This window comes from Bradyrhizobium yuanmingense, from assembly GCF_900094575.1.
Classification (GTDB): Bacteria; Pseudomonadota; Alphaproteobacteria; order Rhizobiales; family Xanthobacteraceae; genus Bradyrhizobium; species Bradyrhizobium yuanmingense.
In genome coordinates this window covers 251,235-267,972 of record NZ_FMAE01000006.1, presented here as the reverse complement: position 1 = coordinate 267,972, position 16,738 = coordinate 251,235, and the positions used below count along the sequence as shown (strand labels likewise).

Sequence of the window (16,738 nt, the reverse complement as noted above, 5' to 3'; positions counted from 1 at the left end):
TGGGCAAAGCGAAGCGTACCCACCAACTTGCGCGCCCGCGGGAAGAGCGGTGGGCACGGCGCTTTGCGCCTTTGCCCACCCTACGAAGGCTGCGAGGAGCGACTTGTGCGCCCTCGCTCGAAATGAACGAGGGATGCCCATTTCGCCTGAAGGCGTCGAATTAGCGCGTGCCGGGCCGTTCCCCATGGCCCCGCGATGGCATAATGTACGCGCGCCAACCGGCCGTGCGGAGATTCCCAGGACATCTCGCAACAGCTCTTCTTTTGCCACTATCCCGAGCCAGGTTGGTGCAAACCGACAGAACAGGGAGGCAGTGCCATGACGATGAGGCCGGATCCTACCTTTCACGCATCGCCCAAGCTTGCGATGGAAGCGCCTGCGGAGAATTTTGCTTACACCTTGCTGCTCAGTCCGGATTTCTCAAAGCCGGATGCTCTCGCGGTCATCGACGTCAAGCCGGGATCGCCGACCTATAGCCAGATCGTCCACACCGTAACGATGCCCAACAAGGGTGATGAGTTTCACCATTTCGGCTGGAATGCTTGCTCCTCCGCCCTGTCGCCGCTCGCCGGACACGCCTTCATCGAGCGGCGCTATCTCATCATCCCGGGGCTGCGCTCGTCGCGGATCTACGTGATCGATACCAAGCCCGATCCGACGAAGGCCAAGATCCACAAGATCATCGAGCCAGAGGAGGTCTTCAAGAAGACCGGCTACTCGCGACCGCACACGATCCATTGCGGGCCGGACGGCATTTACGTGAGCACGCTGGGTGGCGGCGGCAAGGACGGCACCAACGGACCTCCGGGCGTCTTCATCATGGATTGCGAGACGTTCGAAGTTCTTGGACGATGGGAGATCGACCGTGGCCCGCAAACGCTGCATTATGATTTCTGGTGGAATCTGCCGCGCGATTACATGGTGACGAGCGAATGGGCGTTACCGCCGCAGTTCGAGAACGGGATCGTCCCGGAAGATCTGCTTGCGAACAAATATGGCCATCGCCTCCACTTCTGGGACCTTCGCGCCCGTCGCAACGTCCAGACCATCGACCTCGGCGCCAATCATCAGATGGCGCTGGAGGTGCGCCCCGCGCACGATCCGGTTCGCGAGTACGGCTTCGTCGGTGTCGTGGTCGACACCACCAACCTCGAAGCGTCGATCTGGACCTGGTGGCGCGAGGGCGGAAAATTCCATGCCGAGAAAACGGCGACGATCCCTCCCGAACCCGCGCCCAAGGAGAAGCTGCCGCCGCTGCTGCAGGGATTTGGCGCCGTGCCGCCGCTGGTGACGGACATCGACCTGTCGATGGACGACCGGTTTCTCTATGTCTCGTGCTGGGGCACGGGTGAGATGCGCCAGTACGACGTCAGCGATCCCAGAAAGCCGAAGCTTGCGGGCTCGGTCCACATCGGCGGCATCGCGCGCCGCACGCCCCATCCGAACGGCAAGCCCTTTGCGGCGGGTCCGCAGATGGTCGAGATCAGCCGCGACGGCCGGCGCGTGTACTGGACCAATTCGCTCTATTCCACCTGGGACGACCAGTTCTATCCCGACGGGGTTCCGGGTGTGGAAGTCATGGCCAATGTCGGTCGGAACGGCGGCCTCGAACTCGACAAGGACTATTTCGTGAGCTTCCCCGACGGATATCGTGCGCACCAGATCAGGCTCGAGGGCGGCGATTGTTCGACGGACTCATTTTGCTACCCGTCGGTCTAGATGGGACGCAGGCGAGCCCGGCCCTTGGCTGGCTGTGGCTCGCGCTTGTTGCGAGCGGTCTCTACCACGGGGTCAATCCGGGAATGGGATGGCCGCTCGCCGTTTCGGCCGGGCTCATGGACAAGAGCCCCCTCGCGCTCTTCCGTGCATTGTGGGCTCTGGCGGCCGGGCACCTCCTGGCAACACTTCTCGTGCTGCTGCCGTTCGCCTTCCTGCTCGTACTGGCCGAATGGCAGCGTCCAATCCAGATCGGTGCGAGTCTTCTCGTCATCGGCTTTGGCGTCTACCGGCTGATCGACCGGCGTCATCCGCGCGCGCTGGCACGAATTCCGCCGACGCAATTGGTGCTCTGGTCATTTGCCGTCGCCATCGCTCACGGCGCTGCCCTGATGCTCGTGCCGATCTATCTCGGGCTCTGCCAGGCCTTCGAGCTCGATGCCGGCCATCAGGCGGCGGGCGCGCTGATGACGGCAAATCTCGGGATGGCGGTGCTGGTGTCGCTGGTGCACGTTGCCGCCATGGTCGGCGCCGGCGGATGTCTGGCGTGGCTGGTCTACCGCCATCTGGGACTGAGGTTCGTCTCGCGAAGCTGGTTCAACCTGGATGCAGTCTGGGCGACCAGCCTCGTTCTGGTTGGCGCAGTGGCGCTCGCTTTCAATCTTGCGGCCTCGCGCTGAGGTCTACCGCACCAAAGCCCACTCGCCGATGATGCGAAACCGCGCCTTGGCATCATCCTGCCTGAACAGCGCAATGCGATCGATCGCGAGCGTCTCGATCCCCAGCGCCGCAAACCGTGTTCGCAGCATCTGAAGGATCGGCCCGCGCCGCTCCGCATCCAGCCGCCCCGTCAGCGTCATGTGGAAGCGGAATTCTTCCATCACGTAAGGATAGCCCCAGCGGTCGAGATAATCGCGCTGCCGCTCGCTGAGCTTCTCCGGCTTGCGCCGAGCGCGATCTTCCGCCGTCAGCGCGGCGCGAAACGGGTCGAACTCGCGAACGCAATCAGCGGCAAGTTGCTGGAGCGCTTCCATCGGCTCGGCCGGAATAACGGCAATGAAGCCGCTGATGGCATCGACCACTGGTCGGATCGCCGGGATCGGACGTGTCCTGCCCGCGAAGGCCGCGCAGGCGGCCAGCAGCTCGGCTTCGGTCTTGCCAGGCGCCAGCGCCATCGGCGCCTTCAGCGTGGCGTGAAAGCCGTATTTGCGAGGATCGGCGCTGACCTCGCGCCAGTCGGGCGCGGCGTGCAGCGCCTGCTCTGGAAACGAAATCTCGCCGCCGCTGTAGGCGTCATAGCCGAGCAGCTCGGCGCCGAAGCGGGAGAGGGCGCTGTCGCGGCCTGCGGCATGATAGATCGCGTAGCGGGGGAAACCTGTCATTGCCTCAGCATAACCAATTTACGCCGCGACGACAGTCTCGCGCGGCGCCGCCACTGCGGTGAGCAGCCGCGTCGCGTCGGTGAGATGCACGAGCCTGCCGCCTGAGATCACCGCGATCAGCCGCGGCCGCAGCTTCACGTTGTCGTCGACGAGGAGAATGTCAGCGCGGCGTCCCTCCGCGAGCAGGCCGCGATCGGTGAGGCCGGTTGCCCGCGCCGGGCCGGCGGAGACCAGATCCCAGGCCTGAGCCAGAGGCACCACGCCATCGGCGGCCAGGCGGAACGCGGCGAGCAGCTGCGCGGGATAATAATAGTCAGACGCCAGCACCGAGCAGAGCCCCTTGGCGATCATGTCGGAGGCCCTGGTCCAGCCGGTGTGGCTGCCGCCGCGCACGACGTTCGGCGCGCCATAGACGATGGCATCGCCGTGGCTGGCCGCAGCCTGCGCCGTCTCCTCGTTGATCGGAAACTCCGCGATCAAGGCGCCGAGCTCGCGAAAGTCCCGGCGCATCGCCGGGCTCGAATCGTCGTGCGAGAGCATCCGCACCTCGGCCCCGCGGGCCGCGGCGGCCAGGCGTGACACCGAGGCGGGCACCTCGTCGGCGCGCGAGACCACGCGCTCGACCAGCCGGTCGAATTCTTCGCTCGACAGACCGGTGCGCTCCACCATGCGGTTGCGCTTGCGTGGGTTGGAGATGTCGGCAACGACGCCGTCCATATGATCGTTGAAGGCGAACAGGTCGACGCGGCCCTCGCTGAGCCACTCTGCGATCTCCGCTTCGGCATCGAGATTGAAGGTCTCGTGCCGCAGGTGGAAGCGGGTGTCGGCAGCGAACTGCGGACGCTGCCGCTCGATCGCCTCCATCAGGCCGCGCGCATTGTCGGCGCTTCGCAGGCCCGGCTCCCACGAGCAGGTCGTGGCGTGAAACACGGTGGTGATGCCGTTGCTGATCGCCTGGCGGTCGCTGTCGGCGAGCGCGACGTCGATCGGAAAGTCGACGCCGGCGCGCGGCATCATCTGCCGCTCGAAGGCATCGCCATGCAGATCGACGATGCCGGGCAGCACCAGCAGGTCACGGGCATCCAGTGCCAGCCGCGCCCGGCCGCGAGAAGCATCGACCTCTGCAATGTCTGTTCCGGAGACGAGAAGGGAGGTTTCGACGAGCTCGGCGCCGATCAGGGCCCGGCCGCCTTCGATGAATATGTCTGTCACGCGACCGCGCTTCGTTTGCTGGCAGGAGAATTGGCGAGTGAGCTCGCTTTTGCTTCGTATGCTGAGAGGAAATCTTCAATCCCGAGCTTGCGGAAATTGGGCAGCGCCTCGCGCAACTTGTCGTGATCCCAGTCCCACCAGGCAAGCCTTGCGAGCCGTCCGGCGATCTCCTCCGAGAATCGCCGCCGCACGATGCGGGCCGGATTGCCGGCGACGATGCTGTAGGCCGGCACGTCCTTGGTGACGATCGCGCCGGCGGCGATCACCGCGCCGGTGCCGATGTTGCGGCCCGGCAGCACGATCGCGCCATGGCCGATCCAGACGTCATGGCCGATATGAACGTGATGCCGGCGGCGCCAGTCGAAGAACTCGAGATCGTCGCTCTCACCTTCGAAATAGGCGCTGGATCGGTAAGTGAAATGCGCCTGAGTGGCGCGATGCATCGGATGGTTGCCGGGATTGATGCGGGTCATCGCCGCGATCGAGCAGAACTTTCCGATGGTGGCGTAGGTGATCTGCGCATCGTTCACGACATAGGAATAATCGCCCATCGCGACTTCATGCAGGATCGTGCGCGCGCCGACTTCGGTGTAGGCGCCAAGCCTGGTCTCATGCAGCTTGGCCGAGGGATCGACGGTCGGCTGAACCGAAAGAGCTTTGGCCATGTTGCATCCGAAGTGCGAGGGCGGGAGTCTTTCTTCGAGCGACCGGATGACGGTGTCGTGACAATGAGATGACAGGGGATGACGTGCGTAGGATGGCCGCACTGCAGCAGCCTTGTCACACAAGTGTTAACCACGGGCGTTAGCGGTTGGCTCCAGCTACTCTGGAGCCCCTCGATGCTGGTGGTTGAAGGCCTGACGTGTCGCTTCGGCGCGAAGGCCGCTGTGGACGATGCTTCGTTTCAAGTTTCCCCTGGCGGCTTCGTCGGGGTGATCGGGCGATCCGGCGCCGGCAAGTCGACATTGCTGCGGTCCATCAACCGCCTCACCGAGCCCTCCGAAGGCCGCATCCTGTTCGAAGGCGTCGACGTCACCGCGCTGCGCGGCAAGGAGCTGCGGCAGTGGCGTGCGCGGTCGGCGATGATTTTTCAGCAGTTCAACCTCGTCGGCCGGCTCGACGTCCTCACCAATGTGCTGATGGGGCGGCTGTCGACGGTGCCGACATGGCGGTCGCTGCTGCAGCTTTGGCCCGAAGAAGACAAGGCCATCGCGATGTCGGCGCTCGAGCAGTTCGACATGGCTGCCATCGCGGCCCAGCGCGCCGACCAGCTCTCGGGCGGTCAGCAGCAGCGCGTGGCGATCGCGCGGGCGCTGGTTCAGCAGCCCGACATTATCCTTGCCGACGAGCCGATCGCCTCGCTCGATCCCCGCAACACCAAGATCGTGATGGATGCGCTTCTGCGCATCAACAAGCATTTCGGTATCACCGTGCTCTGCAACCTGCATTCGCTCGATCTCGCCCGCAGCTATTGCGACCGCCTGATCGGCATGGCGGCCGGACGCGTGGTGTTCGACGGCGCGCCGGCGGCCTTGACCGATCATATCGCGCGCGAGCTGTACGATCTCGAGGCGAATGAAGTCATGGATGTTGCGCCCGCGGATGCATCGGTCGGCACAGCAGTTCCTGCCCTCCGCACGGTTGCCGTGGCCTGATCGCTGCTTCTTTAAATCGAGCCTAGCGCAGAGCCGGAACTCGACAGTTTCACAACCTTGAAATGGGAGACGTCATGATAGACCGTCGTACGATCGTTGCCGCTGCGGCGGCCCTGGCATTTTCAGTTTCAGCCGCTGCGGCGCAGGACTGGAAGGCGAGATATCCTGAGTTGATCTTCGCAAAAGTCCCCGACGAGAATGCCTCCGGCACCACCAACCGCTGGACGCCTTTGACGGAGTACCTGTCCCGCGAGCTTGGAACGAAGGTCACGCTGCGCATCGCCAATGACTACGCCGCGGTGATCGAAGGTCAGCGTGCAGGAAACATTCACATTGCGATGTACGGCCCGGCGTCCTACGCGCGTGCCTACATCATTGGCGCGAAGGTCGAACCGTTCGCGATCGAGGTGAACGGCGACGGCACCAAAGGCTATTACTCGGTTCTCTATGTCAAAAGCGATTCGAGCTACAAGGACATTAAGGACCTGCAAGGCAAGAACCTCTGCCTCGTCGATCCCAATTCGACTTCCGGCAACAACGTGCCGCGTTTCGCGATGAACAAGATGGGCATCGACCCGGAAAAGTTCTTCGCCAAGGTGGTCTATTCGGGGAGCCATGAAAACGCGGTGATCGGGCTTTCCCAGGGCACCTGCGACGCGGCGTTCAACTGGTGGAACGACGAGAAGGAATCGAACCTGCTCCGGATGGAACGGAAGGGCATGGCGAAGGCCGCTGATTTCAAGATCATCATGAAGTCCGAGCAGATTGTGAACTCGCCGATGGCCTATCTCAGCAGCCTGCCTGACGACCTCAAGGCGGCGATCAAGAAAGCCGTGCTGGAAATTGCGGTGAAGGACAAGGCGGCTTTCGACAAGATCTATGAGGGGAAGCAATTGCCCTACGTCGAGGTCGACCACAAGGCGTATGAGGCCGTGATCGAACTGACCAAGTTTGTCGACAGCATTCGTAAGCAGAAATCCTGAGGGAAACGAAGGGTTGGACAAGGCGGGCAGATTGCAAGATCTGCCCGTCGGCTCTTCCGAACATCCCATGCGAACAGCAGTTCCCGAATTTCCGGAAGCCAGGCTGCGTGAGCTTGCCGATCGCTATGCGGCTGCAATTGCCGCCAAGCGCCGGCGCGTATGGCTCGGTGCCGCCGTCCTGATCGCCGTTGCCATTGCCGCGGGCTGGATGGGCGAGGTCAGTCTCGGAAATTTTGTCGAGAACTTCTGGCGCTTCCCGGCCTATTTCGTCAGCATCGCACCCAAATTTTCGTTCGCGACCGCATGGAGCGATTTGGCGGACTGGCTGTGGGGATTGCCGCGCTGGGCACGGCTTCTCGGGGATACGTTGCTGATAGCCTATATGGGCACCCTCTCGGGTGCGCTGTGCGGTTTCGCGCTTTGCTTCCTCGCCTCGGCCAATCTCGTGAAATCAGGAACGACTGTTTTCGTCACCCGGCGCGTTCTGGAGTTTTTCAGGACCGTGCCGGAGATCGTGTTTGCCCTGATCTTCGTGCTGGCCTTTGGTCTCGGGCCGCTGCCGGGCGTTCTGGCGATTGCAATCCATACGGCCGGAGCGTTGGGCAAGCAATTCGCCGAGGTTGTCGAGAACATCGACAGCAAGCCGGTCGAAGGGGTGGCGGCAAGCGGGGGCAGCTGGGTTCAGGTTGTTCGGTTCGGCGCGTTGCCTCAGGTCCTCTCGAACTTCGTGAGCTATGCCTTGCTCAGGTTCGAGATCAACGTGCGTGGCGCGGCCGTGATGGGCTTCGTCGGCGCCGGCGGGATCGGCCAGGATCTGATCGAGGCGGTTCGCAAGTTCTACTTCACCGACGTCAGCGCCATCCTGCTGCTCATCGTCCTTACCGTCATGTTGATCGACTTCCTGACGGAACGGTTGCGACACCGCCTGCTCGGGCTGGAGGGAAGCACCCGATGAGCTCCTTCAGTTTTGAAAACCGGGCCGGCATTGCCGAACGGTATCCCGACGTCTTCCGGACCGATTGGTGGCAGCGGGGAAGGATCGCAATACTCGTCGGCGGGACGGTCGGGCTGTTCCTGTTCGGGATCGTCCAGCTCGATATTCCCTTTAATCGGCTCTCCCAGGGCATGGTCAGGCTGGGCGAATTCGTCCAGCTCATGTTGCCGCCCAGCCCGGGTTCTTGGGCGGAGGTTCTGAAATATCTGCATGCGCTCGGAGAGACGGTGTCGATCGCGTTTCTCGGCACCCTTGGCGGCGCGCTGCTCGCGCTGCCGGTATCCCTGCTGGCGGCGCGCAACGTGGTTGCAAACCGGATCATCCGCCTATTGACGCGTCGTGGCCTCGATACCATCCGGGGAGTCGACACTTTGATCTGGGCACTGATCTGGGTCGGCGTCGTGGGGCTGGGGCCGTTTGCCGGCATCCTGGCCGTGATCTGCAGCGATTTCGGAACGTTCGGCAAGCTGTTCTCGGAAGCGATCGAGGTCGCCGACAAGAACCCCGCGGAAGGCGTTCGGTCATCGGGCGGCAACCATCTCCACAGCGTCCGCTTCGGATTGCTGCCGCAGGTATTCCCGGTCTTGCTGAGCCAGGTGCTCTACTATTTCGAGTCGAATACGCGATCGGCGACGATCATCGGAATCGTTGGCGCTGGCGGCATTGGCCTTCAGCTTGCCGAACAGATCCGGGTGCTGGAATGGCAGAAGGTATCGTTTCTGATCCTGCTGATCCTGGTAACTGTATCGTCGATCGACTGGATTTCCGGCAAGCTGCGCTTCGCGATCATCGGCAAGCGGACGGTCGCCTAACGTCGTGCTGCAGTCTTATCCGTTCCGATTGGATCGGAACGGAGCTCTGATTTTTGTTTTGACGCGTTTTCTCGACGCAAATCGTTTCCACCCCGGATCAAGTCCGAGGGCAGGCTTCGCTGGAAAACGCTCTGATCTAAGCGTTCTCCACCAAAAACTCCACCCGCTCTGCCGCAAAGCGCGAGTGCTTCGTCACCAGCGGCTTGCCCATGAGATCATGGTCGGTGGCGTCGACCACCAGGATCGGCCGCCCCAGCGCCAGGTCGAGCCGTGCGGCGTCGCTCGCGTCGACGATCCCCGCGGTGATTCGCGTCGCACCGCGGCGATAGTCGCGCACGCCAAAATGCTCCAGCAGCTTCGTCATCGAGCGCGTTGCCGCGAACACGGCGCCCGCCTCCGGAAACCGCTCCGCCGATAGCCAGGTGGTGGAAACACAGATCGGCGTGCGGTCGGCGAGGCGAATCGCCTCGATCCGCACCAGCGGCGCGCCGGTCTTCACTCCCAGCTCTCGTGCGAGCTCGCGCGTCGCAACGTCATCGGTCGCCTCGATCAGCCGGCCATGCGGTTCGCGGCCATCGGCGCCGACGATCTCGGAGAAGCGCGTGCGCGAGCGCAAGGGATAAGCGAGCTTTTGCGCCTCGACATAGGTTCCGCTGCCGCGCTCGGCGCGCACCAGGCCGCGCTCGGCGAGGGCTGCCAACGCGCGCCGCACGGTGTGGCGGTTGACGCGATAGGTTTCGGCGATCTCCATCTCGCCCGGCAATTTGTCGCCGGCCGCAAAGCGGCCGTCGGCGATGCCGCGCTCGATGCCATCGGCCACGAGGCGCCATAGCGCGACGCCCGAGGAGGCTGTGTCCTGCATGCTCATGTCGCGGGAAACCTACTCCAGAAATCACAGCATTGTCACGAAACAGTCATGGCGCGTCCGTATGAAGTTGTCTATTATCATAGACAACTTCGACGCGGCAAGTTCTGTCAAAAAGCTCGGTGGACCAGGTGACCCAGCACAACGACCAGCAAGCCCAGCGCAAGGCCGCAATGGCGGTGCTGGCGCACGCGGAGGCGGGCGAGATCGCCGCTCGCCTCCGCAACTTGTCTCTCCCGGATCACCACGATCTGCGCTCGCCGGAGAACGGCCTCGTCATGCTGCGCGGCCGGGTCGGCGGCGACGGCGCGCCGTTCAATCTCGGCGAAGCGACGGTGTCGCGCGCCGCGGTGCGGCTTGCGAGCGGCGAGGTCGGGTTCGGCTACACGCTCGGCCGCGACGGTGAGAAGGCGCGGCTGATCGCGCTGTGCGATGCGCTGGTGCAGTCCCGCGATTTCGGCGGAGCGGTGGAGCGCGACGTTATCGCGCCGTTGCGCGAGCAGCTTATGGTCAGGCGCAAGCAGGCGGCGGCAGCGGCCGCCGCGACGAAGGTTGATTTCTACACCATGGTGCGCGGTGAGGGGTGAGATCATGACCACGATTGCGGAGCTGCCGCCCGGTTTCGCCGACAAGGTGCTGTCGGCGCAATCGACCTTTCGCTCGGTCATGGACGCCATGGCGCGGCCGGGCTCGGTCCAGCGCATCGTGCCGATGGCGGGGGCGCCAGGGCCGATGATGCGCGGCACCGCAGCGATCGCGCTGACGCTGTTCGATCACGACACGCCGCTCTGGCTCGATGCGCGGATGGCGGAAAGCTCGGACGTGACGAAGTGGCTGAAGTTCCACACCGGCGCGCCGGTCGTGCAGGATTCGTCGATCGCTTCCTTCGCGCTCATCAGTGACGGCGGCGCCTTGCCTGCGCTCGAGCGCTTCGCGTTCGGCACCAGCGAGTATCCGGACCGTTCGACCACGGTGGTCATCCAGGTCGACAGCCTCGCCGCCGGGCGCAGCTTCGAACTGCGCGGCCCCGGCATTGACGGTGTCGCCACGCTGCAGGCGTCGATCAAGCCTTTCGACCTGTTCGAGCGCCTGCATATCAACGAGGCGCTGTTTCCGCGCGGCATCGATGTGGTGCTGGTCGCCGATGACGCTGTGGTCGCGATCCCCCGCACCACGCGCGTCGTGAGCAAGGGAAGCTAGAAGCATGTATGTCGCAGTCAAAGGCGGCGAACGCGCCATCGAGAACGCCCATCGCCTGCTCGCGCATAAGCGGCGCGGCGACCAGAGCGTTGCGGAAATCACGCTCGAGCAGATCTCGGAGCAGCTCGGCCTGGCCGTCGATCGCGTCATGAGCGAAGGCTCGCTCTATGACCGCGAGCTCGCGTCGCTTGCGATCAAGCAGGCGCGCGGCGATTTAATCGAGGCGATCTTCCTGGTTCGCGCCTTCCGGGCCACGCTGCCGCGGCTTGGTGCCAGCGAGCCGGTCGACACCGGCACCATGCGGGTGCAGCGGCGGGTGTCGGCGACCTTCAAGGACATTCCCGGCGGCCAGATCCTGGGGCCGACCTTCGACTACACGCACCGCCTGCTCGATCCATCGCTCGCCCAAGGTTTTGTGCCGGAGAGGCCGGCTGCGGCCGAAGCCTCCACCGCGCCGACGCCGCGCGTGACAGACATTCTCGGGCGCGACGGGCTGATCGAATCATCGCCGGAAGCCGAGGACGGCGCCAGCGTCGGCGATCTCACCCGCGAGCCGCTGAATTTCCCCGCGGACCGTGATTTGCGCCTGCAAAACCTCGCGCGCGGTGACGAAGGCTTTCTGCTCGCGATGGGCTATTCCACCCAGCGCGGCTACGGCCGCAACCATCCCTTCGTCGGCGAGATCCGCTTCGGCGAGGTCGAGGTCGAATTCGTCGCGGAAGACGTCGGCTTCGCCGTGCCGCTCGGTGCGATCGAGCTCACCGAGTGCCAGATGGTCAACCAGTTCAAGGGCTCGGCGACCGAGGCGCCGTGCTTCACCCGCGGCTATGGCCTCGCCTTCGGCCAGAGCGAACGCAAGACCATGTCGATGGCGCTGGTCGACCGCGCATTGCGCGCCCGTGAGCTCGGCGAGGAGGCGCTCGCACCGGCGCAGGACGAGGAGTTCGTGATGTCGCATTCGGACAACGTCCAGGCGACCGGCTTCGTCGAGCACCTGAAGCTGCCGCACTATGTCGACTTCCAGTCCGAGCTCGGCCTGCTCCGAAAGCTGCGTCAGGAGTTCGCCGATGCCAATGCGCCCGATGCCATGAAGGAGGCCGCGGAATGAACGCGCCCGCCTACAATTTCGCCTATCTCGACGAGCAGACCAAGCGCATGATCCGCCGCGCGATCCTGAAGGCGATCGCCATCCCCGGCTATCAGGTGCCGTTCGCCAGCCGGGAAATGCCGATGCCCTATGGCTGGGGCACCGGCGGCGTGCAGGTCACGGCCGCGATCCTGGGGCCGCAGGACGTGCTGAAGGTGATCGACCAGGGCTCCGACGACACCACCAACGCGATCTCGATCCGCAAATTCTTCGCCAAGACCGCGGGCGTTGCGACCACGACGGCGACGGACGAGGCAACCGTGATCCAGACCCGTCACCGCATCCCCGAGACGGCGCTGAACGAGAACCAGGTGCTGGTCTATCAGGTGCCGATCCCCGAGCCGTTGCGCTTTCTCGAGCCGCGCGAGACCGAGACGCGGCGCATGCACGCGCTCGCCGAATACGGCCTGATGCATGTGAAGCTCTACGAGGACATCGCACGCTTCGGCCACATCGCCACGGCCTATGCCTACCCGGTGAAGGTCAACGCGCGCTATGTGATGGACCCGTCGCCGACGCCGAAATTCGACAATCCCAAGATGGACAATTCCCCGGCGCTGCAATTGTTCGGCGCCGGCCGCGAGAAGCGCATCTACGCCATCCCGCCCTACACCCAGGTGGTGTCGCTCGATTTCGAGGATCACCCGTTCGAGCCCTACCGCTTCAACGCGCCCTGCGCGCTCTGTGGCGCGGAGAATTCCTATCTCGACGAGATCGTGACCGACGACAAGGGCGGGCGCATGTTCGTGTGCTCGGATACCGATTATTGCGAGGGCCGCCAGGCCGCCGGCCATCACGGCAGCCTCAGTGCCGCGCCGTACAAGGATAAGGCGCAGGAGGCCGCGAATGGCTGATCAGAATCTGGTCGAGAACGACGAGCCGCTGCTGGTCGCAAAATCCCTCAGCAAGTCGTTCGGCCGCATCAATGCCTGTCGCGACGTGTCGTTCTCGCTCTATCCCGGCGAGGTGTTGGCGATCGTCGGCGAATCCGGCTCGGGCAAGTCGACGCTGCTGCAAATGCTGTCGGGCCAGCTCGCGCCGAGTGCAGGCCATGTGTCCTATCGGATGCGTGATGGCGTCACCCGCGATCTCACGACGCTCGGCGAGGCCGAGCGCCGCTTCCTGTTCCGCACCGATTGGGGCTTTGTGCATCAAGACCCCGCGCAGGGCCTGCGCATGGCAGTCTCGGCCGGCGCCAATGTCGGCGAGCGGCTGATGGCGGTGGGGTGGAATCACTACGGCCGCATCCGTGAGACCGCGTCGGATTGGCTGACGCGCGTCGAGATCGACGTCGCGCGCATCGACGATGCGCCGCGCACCTATTCCGGCGGCATGCGCCAGCGCCTCCAGATCGCCCGCAACCTCGTTACCGAGCCGCGGCTCGTGTTCATGGACGAGCCGACCGGCGGCCTTGACGTATCGGTGCAGGCGCGCCTGCTCGATCTCTTGCGCAGCCTCGTCGCCGAGCTGAACCTCGCCGTCATCATCGTCACCCACGATCTCGCGGTGGCGCGCCTCTTGTCGCACCGCGTGATGGTGATGAAAGGCGGCCGCGTCATCGAGACCGGTCTCACGGACCAGGTGCTCGACGACCCGCGCGAGCCCTATACCCAGCTCCTCGTCTCCTCGATCCTGCCGCCATGAACTTTACGATATGAGCTTTCCAATGACCGCCATGATCGACATCACTGACGCCGGCAAGACCTTTACGATGCACCTGCAGGGCGGCATCGAGCTGCCTGTCGTGCGTGGCGTGACCTTCCAGGTCAATCCAGGCGAGTGCGTCGTGCTGTCGGGGCCGTCGGGCGCCGGCAAGTCGTCGATCCTGAAGATGATCTTCGGCAATTATCGCTGCGATAGCGGCTGCATCGGCATCCGCCATCGCGGCAAAGTGGTCGATCTTGCCACCGCCGAGCCACGCCAGGTGCTCAACATCCGCCGCTCCACCATCGGCTATGTCAGCCAGTTCCTGCGCGCGGTGCCGCGCGTCGCCACCATCGACGTCGTCGGGGAGCCGCTGATCGCGAATGGCATGAGCCGGGCAGACGCACAGGCGCGCGCCGGCGAGCTGCTGCATCGTCTCAACATCCCCGAACGGCTCTGGCAGCTTCCCCCCGCGACCTTCTCCGGCGGCGAGCAGCAGCGCGTGAACATCGCCCGTGGCTTCATCTCCGACCTGCCGATCCTTCTGCTGGACGAGCCGACCGCCTCGCTCGATGCGGCCAATCGCGCCGTGGTGGTCGAGCTGGTCGCTGAAAAGAAACGTCAGGGCGTCGCCATGGTCGCCATTGTCCATGACGACGAAATCCGTCATTTGATTGCCGACCGCATCGTCGACGTCACCGGCTTTGCCGCCGCGGCCTGAAGGAATGGGGAAATGAAGAAGGAATCCGTGATCGCCAACGCCAGGATCGTGCTGGCTGACCGGGTGATCGAGCAGGGCTGGCTCGCGCTTGCCGACGGCCGCATTGCGGAGATCGGCGAGGGGAGGGCGCCCGCGGGTGCCGAGGATGCCGGCGGCGATCTGATCATGCCCGGCCTGATCGAACTCCACACCGACCATCTCGAGGCGCATTACGTACCGCGGCCAAAAGTGTTCTGGAATCCTGTCGCCGCCGTCATCTCCTATGACGGCCAGCTCGCGACCTCGGGCATCACCACCGTGTTCGATTCGCTCCGGGTCTGGCGCGAGGACGGCGCCGAGGAGGTCGATGGCCGCGCCGGCGTGCTCGCCGCCGCGATCACCACCGCGCGCGAGGCCAACCTGCTGCGCGCCGATCACTTCCTGCATCTGCGCTGCGAGATCCCGATGCCAAGCGTGGTCGAGGAGGCCAAGGAGCTGATCGACCGTCCCGACGTCAAGCTGATGTCGCTGATGGACCACACGCCGGGCCAACGCCAGTTTCGCGACGAGGTCAAGCTGCGCGACTATTACCGCGGCAAGGGCGGCGGCAAGACCGATGCCGAGCTCGACGAATTATTCGCAAAGCGCTTCGAGTATCAGAGGCTCTACGCCGCGGCCAACATGCGCGAGATCGTAGCGCTGGCGCATGAGTACAACATTCCGCTGGCGAGCCACGACGACACCACCGAGGAGAACGTCGCGGACGCCGTGCGCGACCGCGTCTCCGTCGCGGAATTCCCGACCACGCTTGAGGCCGCGCGCGGCCTGCACCAGGCCGGCATCGACATCCTGATGGGCGCGCCGAACGTGGTGCGCGGCGGCTCGCACTCCGGCAACATCGCCGCGGTCGATCTCGCCCGCGAGGGCCTGCTCGACATCCTGTCGTCGGACTACATCCCGTCGAGCCTTTTGATGGCCGCGTTGCAATTGCCCGAGCATGTGCCCGCGATCAGCCTTCCGGCCGCGGTCCGCACCGTGACGAAAGCGCCCGCCGAAGCGGTCGGCCTCACCGACCGCGGCGAGGTCGCGACCGGCAAGCGCGCCGATCTGATCCGCGTCCATGTCGCAGGCCACGTTCCCGTGGTCCGCAGCGTCTGGCGCGAAGGACACCGCGTCGCATGAGCGAGATGGCGGCCACGGGCGAAGGCGAGACGGGTGCGATCGGCCCCGGCCGGCTCGTGCTCGTGGTCGGCCCCAGCGGCGCCGGCAAGGATACCTTGCTGCGGCTGGCCCAGGCGGCTTGCAGCGACGATCCCGACATCGTCTTCCCGCGCCGCATCGTGACGCGTGCGTCCTCGGCCGATGAAGACAATATCGCGGTCAGTCCCGACGAATTCCGCCGCGCGTGCGAGCACGGCGACTTTGCCGTGCACTGGGAGGCGCATGGGCATTCCTATGCACTGCCGCTCGAGATCAACGACGACGTCCGCGCGGGCCGCACCATCGTTGCCAACGTCTCACGCACCGTGATCGCTGCCTTGCGCCGCGCCTATGCCAACGTCGTGGTGGTCGCGATCACGGCGCCGCCGGACGTATTGGCGCAGCGGCTTGCCGCGCGCGCCCGGAAAAGCGATGGCAACATCGCCGAGCGGCTGTCGCGCAGCGTCGATGACGCCTCGGCACACGCCGATGTCACCATCCTCAATGCCGGCAGCGCCGACTATCACAGCCGCCAGCTCGTGCGCGTGATCAGGAATCAAGGCTGGCAAGATTAGTTGCGGGCAATAACACGGAGAGAGTGGAATGACGGTGATTGAAACGGTCGAGCAGCTGGAGGCCATCTACGGCGTCACGAACGATGCCTCGACCGTCAAAGTTGCCGACCACGTCACCCCGCTCTACCGCATCTTCATCGAGAAGGCGCCGTTCGCCGCGCTCGCCACCATCGGGCCCGAAGGCATCGACTGCTCGCCGCGCGGCGATCTGCCCGGCTTTGTCCGCATCCACGACCCCAAGACGCTGATGCTGCCCGACCGCCGTGGCAACAACCGGGTCGATTCCTTGCGCAATATCGTGCGCGACCCGCGCGTGTCGCTGATGTTCCTGATCCCCGGCTCGGGCAATGCGGTGCGGGCCAACGGCCGCGCGCATCTGTCGATCGATCCGGAGCTGCTGGCCTCGTTCAAGGTCGAAGGTAAGGCGCCGCGTAGCGTCATGGTGATGAACGTGGACGAGATCTACTTCCAGTGCGCCCGCGCCATCGTCCGCGCCGATCTCTGGAATCCCGACAAGCGCGTCGATCCGAAGACGCTGCCGACACCGGGGCAGATTCTTGCGGAGATGAGCGACAACAAAGTCGGCGGCGCGGAATACGACCGCATCTGGCCGGAGCGCGCCGCCGCGACGATGTGGTGAGTGAGCCGTCTCT

19 protein-coding genes are annotated in these 16,738 nt (G+C 64.6%); 15 read left to right on the top strand and 4 right to left on the bottom strand.

The window, feature by feature from the left end; translation table 11 throughout:
- The first annotated feature begins 318 nt into the window (after positions 1-318).
- Positions 319-1,719 (top strand): selenium-binding protein SBP56-related protein, encoded by a 1,401-nt coding sequence (locus GA0061099_RS22670; RefSeq protein WP_036026873.1) that lies wholly within the window; start codon positions 319-321, stop codon positions 1,717-1,719.
- Between the two features lie 83 nt (positions 1,720-1,802).
- Positions 1,803-2,396 carry a hypothetical protein gene (locus GA0061099_RS22665; RefSeq protein ID WP_085972252.1) on the top strand — a complete coding sequence of 198 codons (594 nt, stop codon included), beginning with the start codon at positions 1,803-1,805 and terminating at the stop codon, positions 2,394-2,396.
- A gap of 3 nt (positions 2,397-2,399) precedes the next feature.
- Here GA0061099_RS22665 and GA0061099_RS22660 read toward each other — a convergent pair whose 3' ends face one another.
- From GA0061099_RS22660 to GA0061099_RS22650, 3 genes are read right to left on the bottom strand one after another with little or no spacing between them, the layout of a single operon-like run.
- Positions 2,400-3,098, bottom strand: a complete 699-nt coding sequence (locus GA0061099_RS22660; RefSeq protein WP_036026875.1) for a DUF1045 domain-containing protein — start codon at positions 3,096-3,098, stop codon at positions 2,400-2,402.
- 18 nt (positions 3,099-3,116) lie between these two features.
- On the bottom strand, positions 3,117-4,310 hold the full coding sequence (locus tag GA0061099_RS22655) for an alpha-D-ribose 1-methylphosphonate 5-triphosphate diphosphatase (protein ID WP_074448050.1): 1,194 nt from the start codon (positions 4,308-4,310) through the stop codon (positions 3,117-3,119).
- Positions 4,307-4,975 carry an LbetaH domain-containing protein gene (locus GA0061099_RS22650; protein ID WP_036026920.1) on the bottom strand — a complete coding sequence of 223 codons (669 nt, stop codon included), beginning with the start codon at positions 4,973-4,975 and terminating at the stop codon, positions 4,307-4,309. The genes GA0061099_RS22655 and GA0061099_RS22650 overlap by 4 nt, the downstream gene beginning before the upstream one ends.
- Before the next feature lie 174 nt (positions 4,976-5,149).
- Here GA0061099_RS22650 and phnC point away from each other — a divergent pair, with 174 nt between their 5' ends.
- From phnC to phnE (GA0061099_RS22630), 4 genes are all read left to right on the top strand, one after another.
- On the top strand, positions 5,150-5,965 hold the full coding sequence (gene phnC, locus GA0061099_RS22645; RefSeq protein WP_036026922.1) for a phosphonate ABC transporter ATP-binding protein: 816 nt from the start codon (positions 5,150-5,152) through the stop codon (positions 5,963-5,965).
- Positions 5,966-6,039: 74 nt separating this feature from the next.
- Entirely contained in the window at positions 6,040-6,948 is a 909-nt protein-coding gene (gene phnD / locus GA0061099_RS22640; RefSeq protein ID WP_036026956.1) for a phosphonate ABC transporter substrate-binding protein, read from the top strand.
- A 67-nt stretch (positions 6,949-7,015) separates the two neighbouring features.
- Entirely contained in the window at positions 7,016-7,903 is an 888-nt protein-coding gene (gene phnE, locus GA0061099_RS22635) for a phosphonate ABC transporter, permease protein PhnE (protein WP_036026925.1), read from the top strand.
- Complete coding sequence (phnE, locus tag GA0061099_RS22630; protein ID WP_050996001.1) at positions 7,900-8,754, top strand: phosphonate ABC transporter, permease protein PhnE; 855 nt, start codon at positions 7,900-7,902, stop codon at positions 8,752-8,754. Before phnE (GA0061099_RS22635) ends, phnE (GA0061099_RS22630) begins: the two co-directional genes overlap by 4 nt.
- Before the next feature lie 136 nt (positions 8,755-8,890).
- On the opposite strand, the gene phnF is transcribed toward phnE (GA0061099_RS22630), so the two are convergent.
- On the bottom strand, positions 8,891-9,622 hold the full coding sequence (gene phnF / locus GA0061099_RS22625) for a phosphonate metabolism transcriptional regulator PhnF (protein WP_036026930.1): 732 nt from the start codon (positions 9,620-9,622) through the stop codon (positions 8,891-8,893).
- A gap of 119 nt (positions 9,623-9,741) precedes the next feature.
- On the opposite strand from phnF, the gene phnG reads away from it, so the two are divergent.
- From phnG to GA0061099_RS22580, 9 genes are read left to right on the top strand one after another with little or no spacing between them, the layout of a single operon-like run.
- Positions 9,742-10,206 (top strand): phosphonate C-P lyase system protein PhnG, encoded by a 465-nt coding sequence (phnG, locus tag GA0061099_RS22620; protein ID WP_036026932.1) that lies wholly within the window; start codon positions 9,742-9,744, stop codon positions 10,204-10,206.
- A gap of 4 nt (positions 10,207-10,210) precedes the next feature.
- On the top strand, positions 10,211-10,819 hold the full coding sequence (gene phnH, locus GA0061099_RS22615; RefSeq protein WP_036026934.1) for a phosphonate C-P lyase system protein PhnH: 609 nt from the start codon (positions 10,211-10,213) through the stop codon (positions 10,817-10,819).
- 4 nt (positions 10,820-10,823) lie between these two features.
- The gene (locus GA0061099_RS22610) at positions 10,824-11,927 is read left to right on the top strand and encodes a carbon-phosphorus lyase complex subunit (protein WP_036026935.1); all 1,104 of its coding nucleotides are present in this window, start codon (positions 10,824-10,826) and stop codon (positions 11,925-11,927) included.
- Entirely contained in the window at positions 11,924-12,820 is an 897-nt protein-coding gene (locus GA0061099_RS22605) for an alpha-D-ribose 1-methylphosphonate 5-phosphate C-P-lyase PhnJ (RefSeq protein WP_036014400.1), read from the top strand. The genes GA0061099_RS22610 and GA0061099_RS22605 overlap by 4 nt, the downstream gene beginning before the upstream one ends.
- Positions 12,813-13,610 carry a phosphonate C-P lyase system protein PhnK gene (gene phnK, locus GA0061099_RS22600; protein ID WP_036014398.1) on the top strand — a complete coding sequence of 266 codons (798 nt, stop codon included), beginning with the start codon at positions 12,813-12,815 and terminating at the stop codon, positions 13,608-13,610. Before GA0061099_RS22605 ends, phnK begins: the two co-directional genes overlap by 8 nt.
- A gap of 22 nt (positions 13,611-13,632) precedes the next feature.
- Positions 13,633-14,331 (top strand): phosphonate C-P lyase system protein PhnL, encoded by a 699-nt coding sequence (gene phnL / locus GA0061099_RS22595; RefSeq protein ID WP_036026938.1) that lies wholly within the window; start codon positions 13,633-13,635, stop codon positions 14,329-14,331.
- A gap of 12 nt (positions 14,332-14,343) precedes the next feature.
- Positions 14,344-15,492 carry an alpha-D-ribose 1-methylphosphonate 5-triphosphate diphosphatase gene (locus GA0061099_RS22590; protein WP_036026941.1) on the top strand — a complete coding sequence of 383 codons (1,149 nt, stop codon included), beginning with the start codon at positions 14,344-14,346 and terminating at the stop codon, positions 15,490-15,492.
- Complete coding sequence (phnN, locus tag GA0061099_RS22585) at positions 15,489-16,085, top strand: phosphonate metabolism protein/1,5-bisphosphokinase (PRPP-forming) PhnN (RefSeq protein WP_036026943.1); 597 nt, start codon at positions 15,489-15,491, stop codon at positions 16,083-16,085. Before GA0061099_RS22590 ends, phnN begins: the two co-directional genes overlap by 4 nt.
- Positions 16,086-16,113: 28 nt before the next feature.
- The gene (locus GA0061099_RS22580; protein WP_036026947.1) at positions 16,114-16,725 is read left to right on the top strand and encodes a pyridoxamine 5'-phosphate oxidase family protein; all 612 of its coding nucleotides are present in this window, start codon (positions 16,114-16,116) and stop codon (positions 16,723-16,725) included.
- Positions 16,726-16,738 lie beyond the last annotated feature (13 nt).